Here is a 14025-nt window from a genome sequence, read left to right on the forward strand (position 1 = left end):
GCACGAGTATACGCACGATGGGCGGAAAGCCGAAGGTCAGTTTCTGGCACTGCTAGCGGGCGAGTGAAAGATGATCTGGAAACCAAACCCACGCTTCAGGTACAAGTGCCGAACTTCCGTCCTGCCGCGCGCGTAGTGCACTGGCAGGGGGGCGCACCAAAATTTTTTTGAGGCAGAGGATCCATGGCCGATTTCAATACGCACATCTCGACCAGCACAGCAGTCGGCGTTGGCGTTGGCATCGCAGGCTACTTCATACTCGATACGCCTGAGCCCAGTCGGATCATCACGTGCATGCTGGGTGCAGGCCTCTGTAGCCTGGCTGGTATCTTGCCTGACTTGGACTCCGGTTCCGGTCGACCACTTCGTGAAACAAGCAACGTGCTGGCAGCGGTCGTTCCCATGCTGATGGTCGATCGCTGGCAACACATGGGGCTCTCGGCCGAAGCGATCGCCCTGGCAGGGGCCTTGGTTTATATCACGATCCGTTTTGGTGTGGCTGAGATCTTCAAACGTTATACCGTGCACCGCGGCATGTGGCACAGCATTCCGGCCGCCGTCTCGTGTGCCCTGTTGGCATTCTTGGTCGTCTCCGGTGAGAACCTCGACGTCCGCATCTTCAAGAGTGCGGCCGTCTTCATCGGCTTCATGGTTCACTTGATCCTCGACGAGATTTGGTCCGTCGAGTGGAAGGGGGCTCGCATTCGATTGAAGAGCTCTTTCGGTACGGCGATCAAGTTCTGGTATGGCAAGAGTCTATGGTCGAATGTATCGACTTATGGCAAGCTCATCGTACTTGTCGTTGCGGCCGTGGGTGACCCACTCCTGATGGAACATTACAAGTTCCATCCATCGCATGACCATGAGCCTGTCCCGACGCAGCAGATTGCCACGGACCCACCACCGACCATTCAACGGTAAGCACTCTCGTGTCCCCTTTCACTCGAAGAGAGAGGGGACACGATCTAAAGAATCTTACTGCTATCGAGCATCACTGTGACCGGTCCATCGTTCACGAGATGGACCTTCATATCGGCTTGAAAAATACCCGTCTCGACCGTCACGCCCTGCTCGCGGATTCGGCTCACGTACGCATCGTACATCGCCGTGGCCTCTTCCGGTTTTGCCGCACTGATAAAACTGGGCCGGCGTCCCTTGCGGCAATCGCCCAGTAGTGTGAATTGGCTGATCGCCAAGATGCTGCCGCCAACGTCCAGCACACTGCGGTTCATCTTGCCATCGTCATCCTCAAAGATCCGCAGGTGAATTGTCTTTTCGACCAGATACTTCAGGTCGGCTTCGGTATCCCCCTGGGCTACCCCGAGAAGAACGACCAGGCCTTGATCGATCTGACCGACAACCTGGCCGTCGACTTTCACGTGGGCTTCCAGAACTCGTTGAATTACGCCTCGCATCAGTGGCGCCCCCCAGCCCCGGTCATCACGGCCATTTGGTATGCCTCGGTCTGGTCGATTGCGTCCGGCACGATCGTCGTCGGTGATAGCAACTGGCTATTGGGCGAAACGCCATCTCGCACGCGGATCAAGTCGAGCGTCACCAGCGGCTTGCGCTGATTCGGCTTGATCGACTCCCACTGAATACGATGCGGAAAGCCTGAGGCGGCATCCAGCAGCAAGCTGGCCCCGTTGGCTTGTTCATTGAGAAAAGGAATGATTGGTGGTCGGCTCTTGGCTCCGGCCCTTTTCGCCCCTCGTACCAGTAGCAACTGACGCTGCCCCTGCATGACCTGCTCGACCGAAGTGAACTCGTAACTTTGCTGCATGCGCCAGATCAAATGAGCGATGCCGGCCCGCGGCATTTCGTCATGCGTGTTTGCCAGATCTTTGAGACGCACCATCGAGGCCGACTCTTCGACACTGGTCTTCCACTGCGACCAGACGACCGGTTCGCTTGCCAGCATCGCTTGCTGAAAGAACATTGGCGACGCGGGGTCCGTACTCTGCAGAATAACCCCATGTCGCTGCATCGGCCCGCTGCCCGACTGCGTGTACTCTCCGATCCCTTGCAAGGTGTGCTGAAACAGGTGAACCTGCCAGCGGACATCGGCGGTTAAGCCGTCGACGTGCTGCCAACGTGTAACGACATTCTTCAAAAGCAAATCGATATCGAGCCCCAGACGGTTACCCGCGGCGGCAGTCCCCCCTGCCCCGATTCCGCTGGCATTGCTGTCGCGTAAACGCTGCGAGGCGTAGCCCAGACCAACGCCAACGGCTAGCAGTGCTACCGCGATCAAGGCTGTTAATTTGAATCGATTATCTTTCATGGCAAGGATTTGCCGGTTTTCCCAAAGAATCCTGTCCTGCCGCGCCGAACATAAATGGCAACAGGGATAGTCTTGCGCTCGAGTCGTGCGTGGCATGGATGCCAAATTGACGGCTGCGATTGTAAGGATTTCCTTGAGGCCGGGTCCACGTCAGTCGGTGAGGTTCTTTGGAACCGTTGGCGGCGTTGCCCTTAACCGCTCGCAACCATTGGTCACTTACGAATACCTGAGAGGATCTCCGCTCTTGCCATGGAGAATGCCGCGATGGCGCGGCAGCAAGGGTTTAGTGAGGGGGAAATCATGAAACAAACTTTGTGGATGTGGACCTTGATGCTTCTGACTGCTGTTGCCGGTACCGGCTGTCAGCATGTTGGACACCAGGCTGCTGGTGGTTACAACTTGCCACCGGCTCAGCAACTGCGTCATCCTGGCCCAGGCGTCGATGGCCCTGGCCCAGGTGTTCTGGCACCTCCGGCAATTGCTCCGGTTTCTGCCATGATGCCACTGGAAGGTGGAATCCCACCGATGCCAGCTCCAAGCTGGACCAGCCAAGTGCTGTTCGTCTCGCCAGACGGCATGCAGGTTAGCTGGGACATTGGTGGAATCGGCATGTATGACTCCGACCCACGGATCGTGCCGTTCTCCAAGAACTTCCCACAAGGCGGTATCTATCGCCTGAAGATCACCAACATCGAAGGCCAACCAGGCGTCGAGCTTTACCCGACGTTGGAAATCGGTTTCGCCACGCCGCGTACCGAAGCCTTCCTGGCTCACAACGCCATTCCTGTTCAATTCACCGAAGACGACTTCGCTCAAGTTCGTAGCGGCACTTACGTGACCAAGGTCATCTACCTGCCAGATCCGAACTACCAAGAGCTGGCCCTGGCCAATGTCGAAACGCTTGTCTCGACTCGCTTGGACCCAGGCGTCGACCCGATCGTCGAAGCTGACCGTCGTGGCTCGATCATGGCTATCGTTCGCCTCGGTAACAAAGACCTGGAAGTTCCAGGAGAAGACTTCGAAGGCATGATGGCTGGTGGAATGCCTGTCGGTATCCCAGCTGCCGGTGCTTACTGTGGTCCTGCTCCTGGCATGGGTCCTGGTGCCGCCGCCGCTGCCGGCCCTGGTGCTGGTCCTGGCCCATACGTTGCCGGTGTCACGGCTCCGATGTACGGCATGCCAACTACGGGTACGCCAATCGGTCTGCCTGGCCCACCACACATTCCACTGGGTGGTCCTGCTGGATTGCAGAAGCACGTGATCAAGAATCACACGCACATGCACATCCCTGGCCCAACGCCAAAGGTTGCTGTTCACGTCAAGCAGCGTCCTGGCATCAGCTACCCACAGCCGCCAAACCGTGCTTGGATTACCGAAGAGAACATTCATCCTTCGCCTAATCTGAAGCAGCCTTACGGCGACATGCATCAGCATGTTCCACCAGCAGGCGGTGGCTACTACGACGCTAACGGTCAGTGGTGCCCGGCTCAGTAAGCCGCCTAGTGACCAAATCTCCATGGCAATGGAACAGGGTCGCGGACATGATTCCGCGACCCTACTTCCATGCCGGAGAAGAAGATCAACCAGGCCCGGAAGGCATTCAGCCAACATCATTCCAAGGCCCCAATCATTAAGTCCCCCCGACCTCACGCAGACCTTCAGGGAAGAAGATCGCCGTGAAACGAAATCAACTGCAAAAGCTCTTGCTCATCGCCGCCTTCGTGGTGCTGGCCGCCGCGAACATCGCCAAGGCTCAATCGGGCCTGGTGCCTCTGTATACCGAGCGCCTGAATCCTGGCACGATTGGCCAGTTTCAGAACCTCAAGGGACGCGGCATCCCGGGTTACTCGCAGCCCATCAAGATGGTGCTGCCTGAAGGAGCCCACGTGGCCCCTGTCGTTGGCGGTGTATTCGCCGATGATCAACCGGCTCCACAAACCTACGGCTGTCTGATCGGGGCCGTGTATCGCTTTCGCATTACGCAGATCCCCTTCCGCCCTGGTGCCGAGCTGTTTCCCAGCGTGGAAGTGATCGACCGCACCTATCCGCCGGCCGGCATGGAACTGCAATTCCCGATTCCGATTCATATCACGCAGGAAGAACTTCAGTTCGCACTCGAAGGCAAGTTCGTTACGCGTGTGATCTACTTGGAAAACCCACGCACCGCGATTCCCAATGCTTACGAACCTGGCTTCCAGCCGTGGTTTGAAGTCGAGCCTGGCACCGACCCGGTTGTCACTGCCGATTCGCTTGGTCGACCGGTCGCCATCTTGAGACTTGGATCGCGACGACCAACCGTCGAAGACGTTCCTGGCGAGTTCACTTACCAATCACCGCCGATCCAATTGTTCGGCAATCCTCCCCCTGCCCCACAAGGCGGCGTTGAAATTCCTCTGGGACCAGGCCCCATGGCAGGCGTCCCCGTAAACGCGTTGGCTCCCAAGCCACAGCCTCGCACGGCATTTCAACAGCGGGAAGAAAACGTTCGCCGCAATACGGCTCCCTGGCCTATGCAGCCACAGTACATGGCACAGCCCGGATATCCTTCGCAGCGATAGACCGACGGAACCACGATCGATGAAACACAACTTTGCCTTTCGACAATTCGTCACGCTGACCTTGCTGGTCGCATGTGGTTCTGTTTTTTCTGCTTGCTCGCTTAACCGACAAGCCAAGCAGCAGGAAGAGGCCCCGCTCAAGCCCGAAGCCGGCGTCACGTTCAACGAGCCGCACGTGCCAGAATACGACTATGCTTCGGCCCCCTCCCCTGCCCCGGTTCAATCGGCAGAAAACACGGGGCTGAACGGCGTGCCGGAATTCCAATCGCGTTACCAGGGTCAGCCTTACCAGGCCCCGACCAACACCGCGACCGCACCGCAGTACAACACACCGAACACTATCCAGCGGACTTCCGCTGAAATGCCGATCGAAGGCCAACTGGCTGCCGCTCAAGCTCCCATCCAGCAGGTGAACTACGCTTTTCCGCGTGGTCGAATGATGCCTCCGTGCGGACCTGGCTGCCGACATCCTCGTTCGATCAATCAATATGGTGAAACGCTCGGCAACTGTCAGGCTTGCGGCGCCGCAGGCATGCCTTTTCAAGCAGGACCTTGCTGGCCCGAAGACGAGTACCTGTACGACGGTGGCGATCGTAACATCCATGCCGAGATCGACGGCGAGTTCGGCGTGCACGGCCTCGACATCGAAGACACCATCGGCCATTACGACACCCTCGACGGCAAGCGTATCGTCACGCCTAGTAACCGCGTCTGCATTTACTCGCCTCGCTTTGCTGCTGTGCGTAAAGTCGCTGGGGTAAACCAGGAAGTCCTCGGTCGACAGATCGCCGGTATCGATGCTGATCTGCAGCTGATCAACCAACAGCAAAACGGCACGCCGGTTGGCATGGTTCAACCGTTGGCACTTCGCGGCCAGATCGGCGGCAAGAATGCGAACGCTTTGACCGAAGACCTGCCGCCGCTGATGGCCCACAACTGGCAGAAGCCACATGAATTCATCGAAGAGTTCAAAGTCTACGAAAACCTCAGCCTGATCCGTTACGGCATCCTCGAACAAGGCGAAAAGCCGCGTCTGTCGCAGAGTCTGCAGAACGCCGTCACCTGGACAGAGAATCAGCAAGTTCAAGTCATCCTGGAAGGCCGCAAGGCTTCCGAGTTGATCGAAGGAGACCTACCGCACGAGTTCGTCTGGTCGGAAGTTCCTGGCGAACCTCGCCTGCGGGTGATCAAAGTCGCCGACAAGGGTGCTGCTGAAATCGGCGAGATCGTTGAGTTCACCTTGCGATTCGATAACGTCGGCACGCAGGTCATGGGCAACGTGACGATCATCGACAACCTGACTCCGCGTCTGGAATACGTCGAAGGCTCGGCTCAGTGCAACATCGATGCCCAGTTCCTCAAGCAGGCCAACGAAGCCGGCAGCGAAGTTCTCCGCTGGGAAATCCAAGACCCGCTGGCAGTCCAAGGTGGCGGTATCATCCGCTTCAAGTGTCGCGTGCGATAGTTAAGCCAGTTTGAAATGTTCAACCAGGAAGACGACGCTAAGTGTCGTCTTCTTTGTTTTCTTGCAGCCAGCGTTGATGGTGGGCTTCGCATGAGGGGCAAAACCGTCCCGAGAAGCTATCTTCCTCAGGTGCAGCGTCTCCCCAGAACTTCGCATTGGGAAACAATCTCTCAACCCATCGAGCCGAAGGTTCTACGAAAAACAGGTTCGAGGGGACCCGGTAGGGGAGCATCCTTTCGTGATGCATTCCGCAAAAATGCCTAGGGCCAGTGCTATAGGCATAGGGCAAAGCGCCGCACTTGGGACAGAAGCCATCGACGTATGACTCCGACTCCGTCATCGAACTGCACTCACAGGCCCCCAGTGTCGGCACTCCCGACTTCTCGGTTTGGTGTGACATGATCTTGAAGCGATGGGGCCGATAGTTGCATTGCGGACACCCCTTCACTTCGGAGTCGTCCCAGCGATACTCATGCCCACATTCCTTTTGGCAATACGCCAAGACTTCGACTTGGCCAAGTACCAGAGATCTCTTCTTACAACCGGGACAGGTAAACACCTCGCCCGGCGGTGGGTCAAAGACGGACTCTTCCGCATCCACATGCGACTCTTGTACTTCTTCCAGCATCGCGTTGACAAACGCATCGTGAACCGACTGCGTGAACGCCTTGCACTCTTCGTGCATCACGCGTTTCGATTCGGCCGATCGATCAGGCAAGTTCATATAGGCCTGGTGGCTGAAATGGTCGATGCGTTCTCGATCTTCTTCGGGCAGGGTCAGCTGAATGTCGGACAGTTGTGATTTGGCACTTGAGAAGACCGGGAACCACCATTGATGAAAGTGGTAACCAGAGCGAGCTTTCCGGGTTTGGTACCCGCACTCACACGTTGCCTGAACCAACTTCACGACGGCCTTGCTCCACGATCAATCACCACTACAAATCTAACCGGCTCACATAGAAGCAGGTTATCCCCAGCATCACGCAGATGAAAATCAAATTGTGCACGACTGGCATGACGATGTTGTCGGCCATGCGGACTTCGCGCAGGTCACCTGTCGATTGGGGACCTTGGAACGAACTGGTCGATTCGTCAGTGACCAGGTATTTCAGCAGGTTATTGAGTTCGCCTGGCTTGGGAAAGACGTAATAGATCGGCTGAATCACCCAGTCGTAACTGAATCGCCACCAGTCGGAGGCCGGCCAATAGGTCTCGAGCGTTTCGCCGGTAGACAAGGAACGCACGCGGACACGTGTCTTGTTGTCGGCAAAGGCGAGCTTATCCTCATCGAAGGCAATCGCCGAGGAGTCGCTATCGATGCGACTCCCCTCCCCTGCCTCGACGTCATACAGCCACAATGCTCCGTCATGAAACAGCACCGCAATGAATTTACCATCGGGACTAGTTTCCAGCGCGCTCGGCGGCGTATCGCCAGCAGGCCGAAAGCTCTTTTGAACTTCAAGCGTCTGGGCGTCGCGCAGCTCGATGTGACCTTGCTCGTCGGCCACTACAGCCAGCTTACCGGTCAGGCCCACCACCGTTCCCCCTTCCCCCTCTCGTTTGACCTCAGTCGCGACGACGTATCCTTTTTTCGGATCACGCTGGAGAAGGTAAAGCGATCCTTGGTTCTCGATCAGCAGCCGACCGGACGCCGGATCGATCGCGGCGGCAAACGGCGGAAAGTACGGTACGCCTTCATTGGGACCGAGTCGTTTGAACGCATTGTTGCCTCCGAGCGGAATATCAAAACCCAGGAAGTTGGCCTTCTTCTGCGTACCGTCTCCTTCGTACAGAAAGACACCTGCCGAGCTGACGACCAGGACGTTATCTTTCGCATCCTGCAAGATCCACGAGGCACCGGTCGGCGGGCCGGGCCCTTCTTCAGGGACCCAGTTGCCAGACCACTTCGCCGTCAGGAACGATGCACCACCGCCACCCATGCGGCGACGTGGTCCGCCTCCGGTCGGCTGCTGAAGGTACATCATGCTCTTGGAAGGCGCATGGTAGATCGGACCGATCAAGATCGACTGCATGGCGAAGTTCTCAGGCCCGCGCCGTTCGCTTTGCAGCACTACCTCCCACGCATCCTGGCTTTCGTTCCACTGCACGAACTGCCCTACCTGGGTCACGCCGACCAGCCCTTCGTCCGTCTCGACCAATCGCACCAGCCGCGTCGGGTTGATAATGAAGGGCTCGAAAACCGATGTCTTCAAGAAGCCAATTCCGAAACAGGCATAAAAGAAGAGTACCGTCACCACGATCGAAACGATCGAGTTTCGCCACATCACGCCGGCCAATACCGACACGCAGTAGTAGATTGCGAACTGAAACAAAAACACAGGGATGCACAGCAGCAGCGAATTGCTCCATATATCAAATCGCCAACCGACAATCAGCCACAACCCTACCAGGAAGTAGGTCACGCTTAACAGCACAAACGCACACCCACCCAGGTACTTGGCCAGAATCAACAGCGAACGCGAGATCGGCTTGCTCAGCAGAAGATCGATCGCCCCCGGCTCAAACGTCCGCGGCATGATTGGCGCGGTGACCAGGATCGCCACGAAGATCGCAAACATCCCGACGAACACGTCGATGAAGCCCGTGAGCATGTACTTCACCGTCATGGCAAACATGTCTTGGGTGATTGGCAGCGGCAGCGGCTCCCACAGCAGTGGATAGGTTAAGTAAAGCTGCTCGGCCGGTACGTTACCCAGGTAAACCGGATACGCGTCGCGCATCAACAGGCGATTGAAGTACGAAAGATCGTCGCCGGTCAGCTTGTCAGGCCCCTGCTTGAGCAGCACCTTGGTCTCTTCACCCAGCCGAACATCCTTCCAGGCTACCTCGCTGTAGAAGTCCTTTTTGGTGAGCACATCGTTCAACCCATCGACCACGTCATTCACCTGGCCACCGGTAAACCTTGCGTCTTCCTTTGCATTGACCAACTCTTTAAGCGGTCCGCCGGCCAGCGAGACGATGCGTTTGCCGGGGTTCTCTCCTGCGGCATTGTCTTGGCGGCGCAGCTCGTTCACGAAGGAAGGAACGTCGCGGATACTCATGCGGTGCAGCGTGACCATCCGCTTGGTTTCGTAACCTAGTGGGGCGATCGCCAGAAGCACCAGCGTCAAGGCGAGCAGCAGAATGTACAGCACGCGGGAAACAAACGCTTCGTGAAAGGAATCGTAGATAACCGTCAAATAAGGTCGCATCAGGGAAGTCAGCTCAGGGTTTGAAATTAGTGCGAAGCGTGATTACTCGACCGATTCGGAAGAGACAATATTCAGGAAGGCATCTTCCAAGGTCGTGCGAAGCCGGCGCATTTCTAAGATGTCGATGTTCTTGTTTCGCAAGGCATCGACGCAGCGATTCAGTGCGTTCTGATCTTCGGCCGATACGATCACGCGAGCGAGGTGATCGCCATCGGTTTGCCACGGCTCGGTTTCGGCGAAGGTCAATGCGTACTGCATGTCGTCGAGCGAACCTTGCAGAACGAACTCAATCCTGGCATTAGGATGTTTGGTGATCTCTTCAATGGTACCGAGCTTCTGAACGCGACCCGCCGCCAAGATCGCGGCCTGATCGCAGACCATTTCGATCTCTTGCAATTGATGACTATTGAGAAAGATGGTCGTCCCTTCCTGCTGCAGTTCTTTCAGTAGCCGGCGAACATCGGCACGGCCTACCGGGTCGACGCCGTCCGTTGGTTCGTCCAGGATGAGCAGTTCCGGGTCATGCAGTAAGGCCTGAGCGATCCCGAGTCGCTGCTGCATCCCTTTGGAATACTTATGAACCGGCGTCTGCCCCCATTTCGACAGGCCGACTCGCTCCAGCAGGGATGGTCGCTTTTGGAGCACTTCGCGCCGGCTCAAACCACTCAGGCCGCCGTAGTAGACCATCGCCGCATTGCCGGTCAGGTGACGTGGAAAGCGATGGTGCTCTGGCAGGTAACCGACCTTCATGCGGCCGGCGCGATCACCTAATGGCCTTCCCAACATGTTGCCGCCACCAGAGGATCGCTTCACCAGGCCCAGAAGCACCTTGATGAGCGTGGTCTTGCCGGCTCCGTTGGGACCGAGCAAACCGAAGATGCAACCGCGCGGCACTTCGAGCGTTACCCCGCGGAGCGCGTTGACCTGTTTGCGTACGAAAAGACCTTCACGATACGTCTTATGAAGGTCGTGGACTTCGATGATGGAGTCAGACATGGGGTGCCGTAGCGGCCGGAAAACGACCAACAGATAAGGAACGAAAGACATCGATGGTAACCGCTTTACAGGGGTATACCAATTCGATTTCACATTAGCTTCACGTCATGTGCGTGAATTCAGATAGTTTCTCAGAAATAAGTCCGGACCGAAATGGCACGCCACTTGCAACTGCCTGATTCGGCAAATTGTGGTAATGCTTCCAGGCCCAGTGGATCGAGCAAACCCTCGATCCACTGGCCGAGAAGTTGGAACAAAATATGAGGTACTGAAAATGACTTTGTGGATCATCCTTTTGGTTGTCGTAATGTTGGTCGCCTTGAGTGGAGCAAGCTATGGCTACGCGTCGCGGCCAGCGGATGGCCCCTACCCTGTCTACACCGCACCACTTGGCGGTTTGGCAAGCCTTTTGCTCATTGGACTGGTCGTCCTGCTGGTGATGGGCATGGTGAATGGCTTTGAAGGATTCACCGTCGACCTGCCTACGATTACGGTCGACAACTAAGTTCGAAAAATAACCGCCCACCTCTCCCGGTGTGCGATCGCGATAAGAGGGATCAGCTCGAGCGTCCAGCTTGGCTCACCCTCACAAAAAAGGCCTGCACGATTAACCCTCGTGCAGGCCTTTTTTTATTAATCATCAGTACCGGACAATTGGTCTAACTTCGACCAATGTTGTCGGCATTCGTTCAGGGGTCGATGCGACTACCTCGTCTGGGAGCTCGCCGGCCGACCGGCGATGGTCCAGTGGGCAGCTTCCTCGCCTGGTGGGCCCAACCACTGCTCGATCACTTTCAGTGGCGGTACATCGTTCAGGTCGTCCCAATCTTGATCACTACTGACCGTCCACGCACTGGCTTCTTCGTCCAGCTCTTGCCAGGCTTCGCTGTAAGTTCGCATCTGATCGCTGCTCAGCTTCCACGAAAGGGGCGGATCGCTGTCCCCTCGGTAAGGAATCGACACGACCTTGAACTGAATCGGATACAGCCCCGGGCCTGTGCTCCGTGGCGAACTAAACGAATCATGGTGGTCGGCATGATCTGCGGGCGTAGGCGGGCAAGCTTCGCTACTAGTCGGAGAGGTCAGTGGTACTTCGTTGTACTTCGACATGCGGTGCCAGGCATTGCGTTGGGCCTGCATGCTGATCGGCGAGTTACTGGCAAACGCCGGCTGATCCGGATCGCTCGCTCCCCGACGATCTCCCTTCTTCTTCAGTTGGCGAATCACCCACATCACTTCTTGTTCGGTCAATGTACGATCTTGAAGCAGACCGACTTCTAAACGACCACGCTCGGCCTGCGAAGCACCGCGGACGTTGCTCAGTCCCAGCAAGGGACCAATCGTGGCATAGCTCAGTGCTTCGATCTGCCCGCCCGATTCTTCGATTTCCGGGTGGCCGTCACTCGTGCCGTAGTTGTCGATGTTGATCATCAGAATTCGATCGAAGGGACGCTGGCTCGGCGGCAGCGTGCTGAAGCGATCGATCAGTTGGCTGATCGATTCCAGCGCGGTCATGATGCCGTCGTTGTCGGCGTAAGCCCCATCGCCCATCCGGACCGACGGCATGATGCCGTGTCCCTCTTCGCTCAGACCAGGTCGGCTAATCGGCGTGACGTAAGGAAAGGAAGCCGACAGGCGAACGGCCGTGGAGATGTTCATATCCAAGTCGTTCTGACGCAAGTCGAACGCACACGTATGCTCGTTGCAGATCAGGTCGCTCGAGTGTGTGTCCTGCGAATCATTACGAATCGCCGTCGACCCCAACAGCACACGTCGGCCCGACTTCACATCGGTCGCGTTGAACACCATCACCGGCATCTGACCATTACGCGCCTGAATGCCCCAGTCGCTCAGACTCGGCGAACCTCGCTCGCCGGTGCGGAGTGTGAAGTCCCAGAAACGTTCGATAGCCGTTCCTCGATCGTACGGGGTCAGTGGCAAGAGATCATGAAACGTGGCCGCAAAGAAGATCGGCTCCAAGCACGAAAGCTTGGCTCGCTCGCGAACTTCGTCCATCGAGACCTTGCTCCTGGGGGAACTAATCGCATCCATGTAATACATCGAACCGACGCTTCCGCCGGAGACCGAACTGATCATTCCCAGCGATTGTCGAAACGTATCAGGCCAGCGCTGGTCCAATCGCGTTAAGACTTCCGCCGACCAGGCCGCCGCATGGATACCACCACCTGGCGCGGTCACTACAATCAACGTGCGTTGGTCACGCTGCCGCGGGTCGTGCGATCGGCTGACCGGGATATGCTTCGCTTGAATCGCTTCGACGAGGGTTGGGCTCTTCCAACGCGCCATTTCAACTTGAAACTCGTAGTCGCGTGAAAGGAACAAGGCCAACGCAAATGCAGATGCCGCCAGCAAGGTCGACACGCGAAAACGATCCAGCCAGAAAGCCATACCGGAAGCGAACGTGGAAAGGATCGCTACAACCAAAGCAAAGTGCCCCAGCGTCGGAATCACCTTGGCCAAGTTGCTACCGGGAAACACGACGTGATCGAAGATCCCCAATGCGAAGGTCATCACCAGCAACAGGAACAACAAGAGAGCCAACTCCAAGTGACCGGCCAGCGGACGCTCGACTCCTCTGGGATCTTTGATCGAGTAGCCTGGCCCGCGCACCATTCCGATGCGGGCAAGAAACACGGCGATTCCCTTAGGTAGCTTGGCGACCTCGTGCGGGTCGTTCAAAAGCTCGTCATGGACGTGATGCAGGCATTCGAACGGGAAGATCCCTCTTAGTGGTACGACGCCTGGTAGAACGTACTTGCGGAGAAAGCTTAGAAGCAGCAGCACGACGGTTGCGATAAGCCCACCGACGATGAATCCGCCGTAGAGCTCTTCCGCGGTAATCAGAGCCGTGTTTACCCGCAGGTTCAAGTCGGCCACCATCGTGAGTGCCGGCATCGGTAATAAGACCCACAGTAGCCACAGCCAGCCAGGCCAGCCTGCCCCGCGTCGTCGTGACGATTCCATCAAGTCACTCAGTTCCCGCGGCTGGCGATCGGAGCGTTCGCCGGAGAGTTGATTCCACCAGGTAAAGCGTTCAGGCCCATGAGCCAAGCCGATGCGGATCTGCAAGATGAGCAGTGCAGCGGTCACATACCAGGAGAACGAACCCAAGATCGCCTGCGAGAAGCTGTCGATCAGCAGACCGTTTTCCATCAACAGCGGCAGACCAAATCGCGACACGGGAACGATGGTCAACAACAAGACCAACGCGCCGATCGAGAAACGACATCCGCTCGAGAAGTTGAAAAAGTCTGCGAGTTGCTGCCGCGAATAACCCTGCCGCTTCTGGGACATCCTGCCTACTCCCCTTCCTTGAATCTCCAACAAGGCCCCCTGCCCTGCTGCTTGCACGCCTGCGGTGGCGCGAAACCTATTGTCCTACCTTCCTTATCGGCAACCTGGTGAAAGATTGACGATTTTGCGTGTCCGTCCAGTCAGAGTTTTTAGAGAATTTATGCCACCAACGGCCACCGAAATCGCTAGCAGTGC

At 57.0% G+C, this 14025-nt stretch carries 11 protein-coding genes; 5 read left to right on the forward strand and 6 right to left on the reverse strand.

The window, feature by feature from the left end; genetic code table 11:
• The first annotated feature begins 183 nt into the window (after positions 1-183).
• Entirely contained in the window at positions 184-921 is a 738-nt protein-coding gene (locus PSR63_RS02870) for a metal-dependent hydrolase (RefSeq protein ID WP_274330572.1), read from the forward strand.
• A 44-nt stretch (positions 922-965) separates the two neighbouring features.
• On the opposite strand, the gene dtd is transcribed toward PSR63_RS02870, so the two are convergent.
• Both dtd and PSR63_RS02880 read right to left on the reverse strand, forming a co-directional pair.
• Positions 966-1415, reverse strand: coding sequence for a D-aminoacyl-tRNA deacylase (dtd, locus tag PSR63_RS02875; RefSeq protein WP_274330573.1), 450 nt, complete (start codon positions 1413-1415; stop codon positions 966-968).
• The gene (locus PSR63_RS02880) at positions 1415-2284 is read right to left on the reverse strand and encodes a hypothetical protein (RefSeq protein ID WP_274330574.1); all 870 of its coding nucleotides are present in this window, start codon (positions 2282-2284) and stop codon (positions 1415-1417) included. Before PSR63_RS02880 ends, dtd begins: the two co-directional genes overlap by 1 nt.
• A gap of 300 nt (positions 2285-2584) precedes the next feature.
• On the opposite strand from PSR63_RS02880, the gene PSR63_RS02885 reads away from it, so the two are divergent.
• From PSR63_RS02885 to PSR63_RS02895, 3 genes are all read left to right on the forward strand, one after another.
• Positions 2585-3778 carry a hypothetical protein gene (locus PSR63_RS02885; RefSeq protein WP_274330576.1) on the forward strand — a complete coding sequence of 398 codons (1194 nt, stop codon included), beginning with the start codon at positions 2585-2587 and terminating at the stop codon, positions 3776-3778.
• Positions 3779-3960: 182 nt separating this feature from the next.
• Complete coding sequence (locus PSR63_RS02890; RefSeq protein ID WP_274330578.1) at positions 3961-4842, forward strand: hypothetical protein; 882 nt, start codon at positions 3961-3963, stop codon at positions 4840-4842.
• A 19-nt stretch (positions 4843-4861) separates the two neighbouring features.
• Entirely contained in the window at positions 4862-6307 is a 1446-nt protein-coding gene (locus PSR63_RS02895; RefSeq protein ID WP_274330580.1) for a DUF11 domain-containing protein, read from the forward strand.
• 37 nt (positions 6308-6344) lie between these two features.
• Here PSR63_RS02895 and PSR63_RS02900 read toward each other — a convergent pair whose 3' ends face one another.
• From PSR63_RS02900 to PSR63_RS02910, 3 genes are read right to left on the reverse strand one after another with little or no spacing between them, the layout of a single operon-like run.
• Positions 6345-7214 (reverse strand): hypothetical protein, encoded by an 870-nt coding sequence (locus PSR63_RS02900; RefSeq protein WP_274330582.1) that lies wholly within the window; start codon positions 7212-7214, stop codon positions 6345-6347.
• A 28-nt stretch (positions 7215-7242) separates the two neighbouring features.
• Positions 7243-9519, reverse strand: a complete 2277-nt coding sequence (locus PSR63_RS02905) for an ABC transporter permease subunit (protein WP_274330584.1) — start codon at positions 9517-9519, stop codon at positions 7243-7245.
• Between the two features lie 42 nt (positions 9520-9561).
• Entirely contained in the window at positions 9562-10515 is a 954-nt protein-coding gene (locus tag PSR63_RS02910; protein ID WP_274330586.1) for an ABC transporter ATP-binding protein, read from the reverse strand.
• A 274-nt stretch (positions 10516-10789) separates the two neighbouring features.
• Here PSR63_RS02910 and PSR63_RS02915 point away from each other — a divergent pair, with 274 nt between their 5' ends.
• Positions 10790-11020 (forward strand): hypothetical protein, encoded by a 231-nt coding sequence (locus tag PSR63_RS02915; RefSeq protein WP_274330588.1) that lies wholly within the window; start codon positions 10790-10792, stop codon positions 11018-11020.
• Positions 11021-11220: 200 nt separating this feature from the next.
• On the opposite strand, the gene PSR63_RS02920 is transcribed toward PSR63_RS02915, so the two are convergent.
• Positions 11221-13830 (reverse strand): hypothetical protein, encoded by a 2610-nt coding sequence (locus PSR63_RS02920; protein ID WP_274330590.1) that lies wholly within the window; start codon positions 13828-13830, stop codon positions 11221-11223.
• Positions 13831-14025 lie beyond the last annotated feature (195 nt).

Origin of the sequence: Bremerella sp. P1, from assembly GCF_028748185.1 — a bacterium.
In the GTDB taxonomy this organism is placed as follows: domain Bacteria; phylum Planctomycetota; class Planctomycetia; order Pirellulales; family Pirellulaceae; genus Bremerella.

Bases quoted from the DNA above. Each gene is read 5' to 3' on its own strand.
- PSR63_RS02870 (WP_274330572.1), top strand. From the start codon at position 184: ATGGCCGATTTCAATACGCACATCTCGACCAGCACAGCAGTCGGCGTT.
- dtd (WP_274330573.1), bottom strand. From the start codon at position 1,415: ATGCGAGGCGTAATTCAACGAGTTCTGGAAGCCCACGTGAAAGTCGAC.
- PSR63_RS02880 (WP_274330574.1), bottom strand. From the start codon at position 2,284: ATGAAAGATAATCGATTCAAATTAACAGCCTTGATCGCGGTAGCACTG.
- PSR63_RS02885 (WP_274330576.1), top strand. From the start codon at position 2,585: ATGAAACAAACTTTGTGGATGTGGACCTTGATGCTTCTGACTGCTGTT.
- PSR63_RS02895 (WP_274330580.1), top strand. From the start codon at position 4,862: ATGAAACACAACTTTGCCTTTCGACAATTCGTCACGCTGACCTTGCTG.
- PSR63_RS02905 (WP_274330584.1), bottom strand. From the start codon at position 9,519: ATGCGACCTTATTTGACGGTTATCTACGATTCCTTTCACGAAGCGTTT.
- PSR63_RS02910 (WP_274330586.1), bottom strand. From the start codon at position 10,515: ATGTCTGACTCCATCATCGAAGTCCACGACCTTCATAAGACGTATCGT.
- PSR63_RS02915 (WP_274330588.1), top strand. From the start codon at position 10,790: ATGACTTTGTGGATCATCCTTTTGGTTGTCGTAATGTTGGTCGCCTTG.
- PSR63_RS02920 (WP_274330590.1), bottom strand. From the start codon at position 13,830: ATGTCCCAGAAGCGGCAGGGTTATTCGCGGCAGCAACTCGCAGACTTT.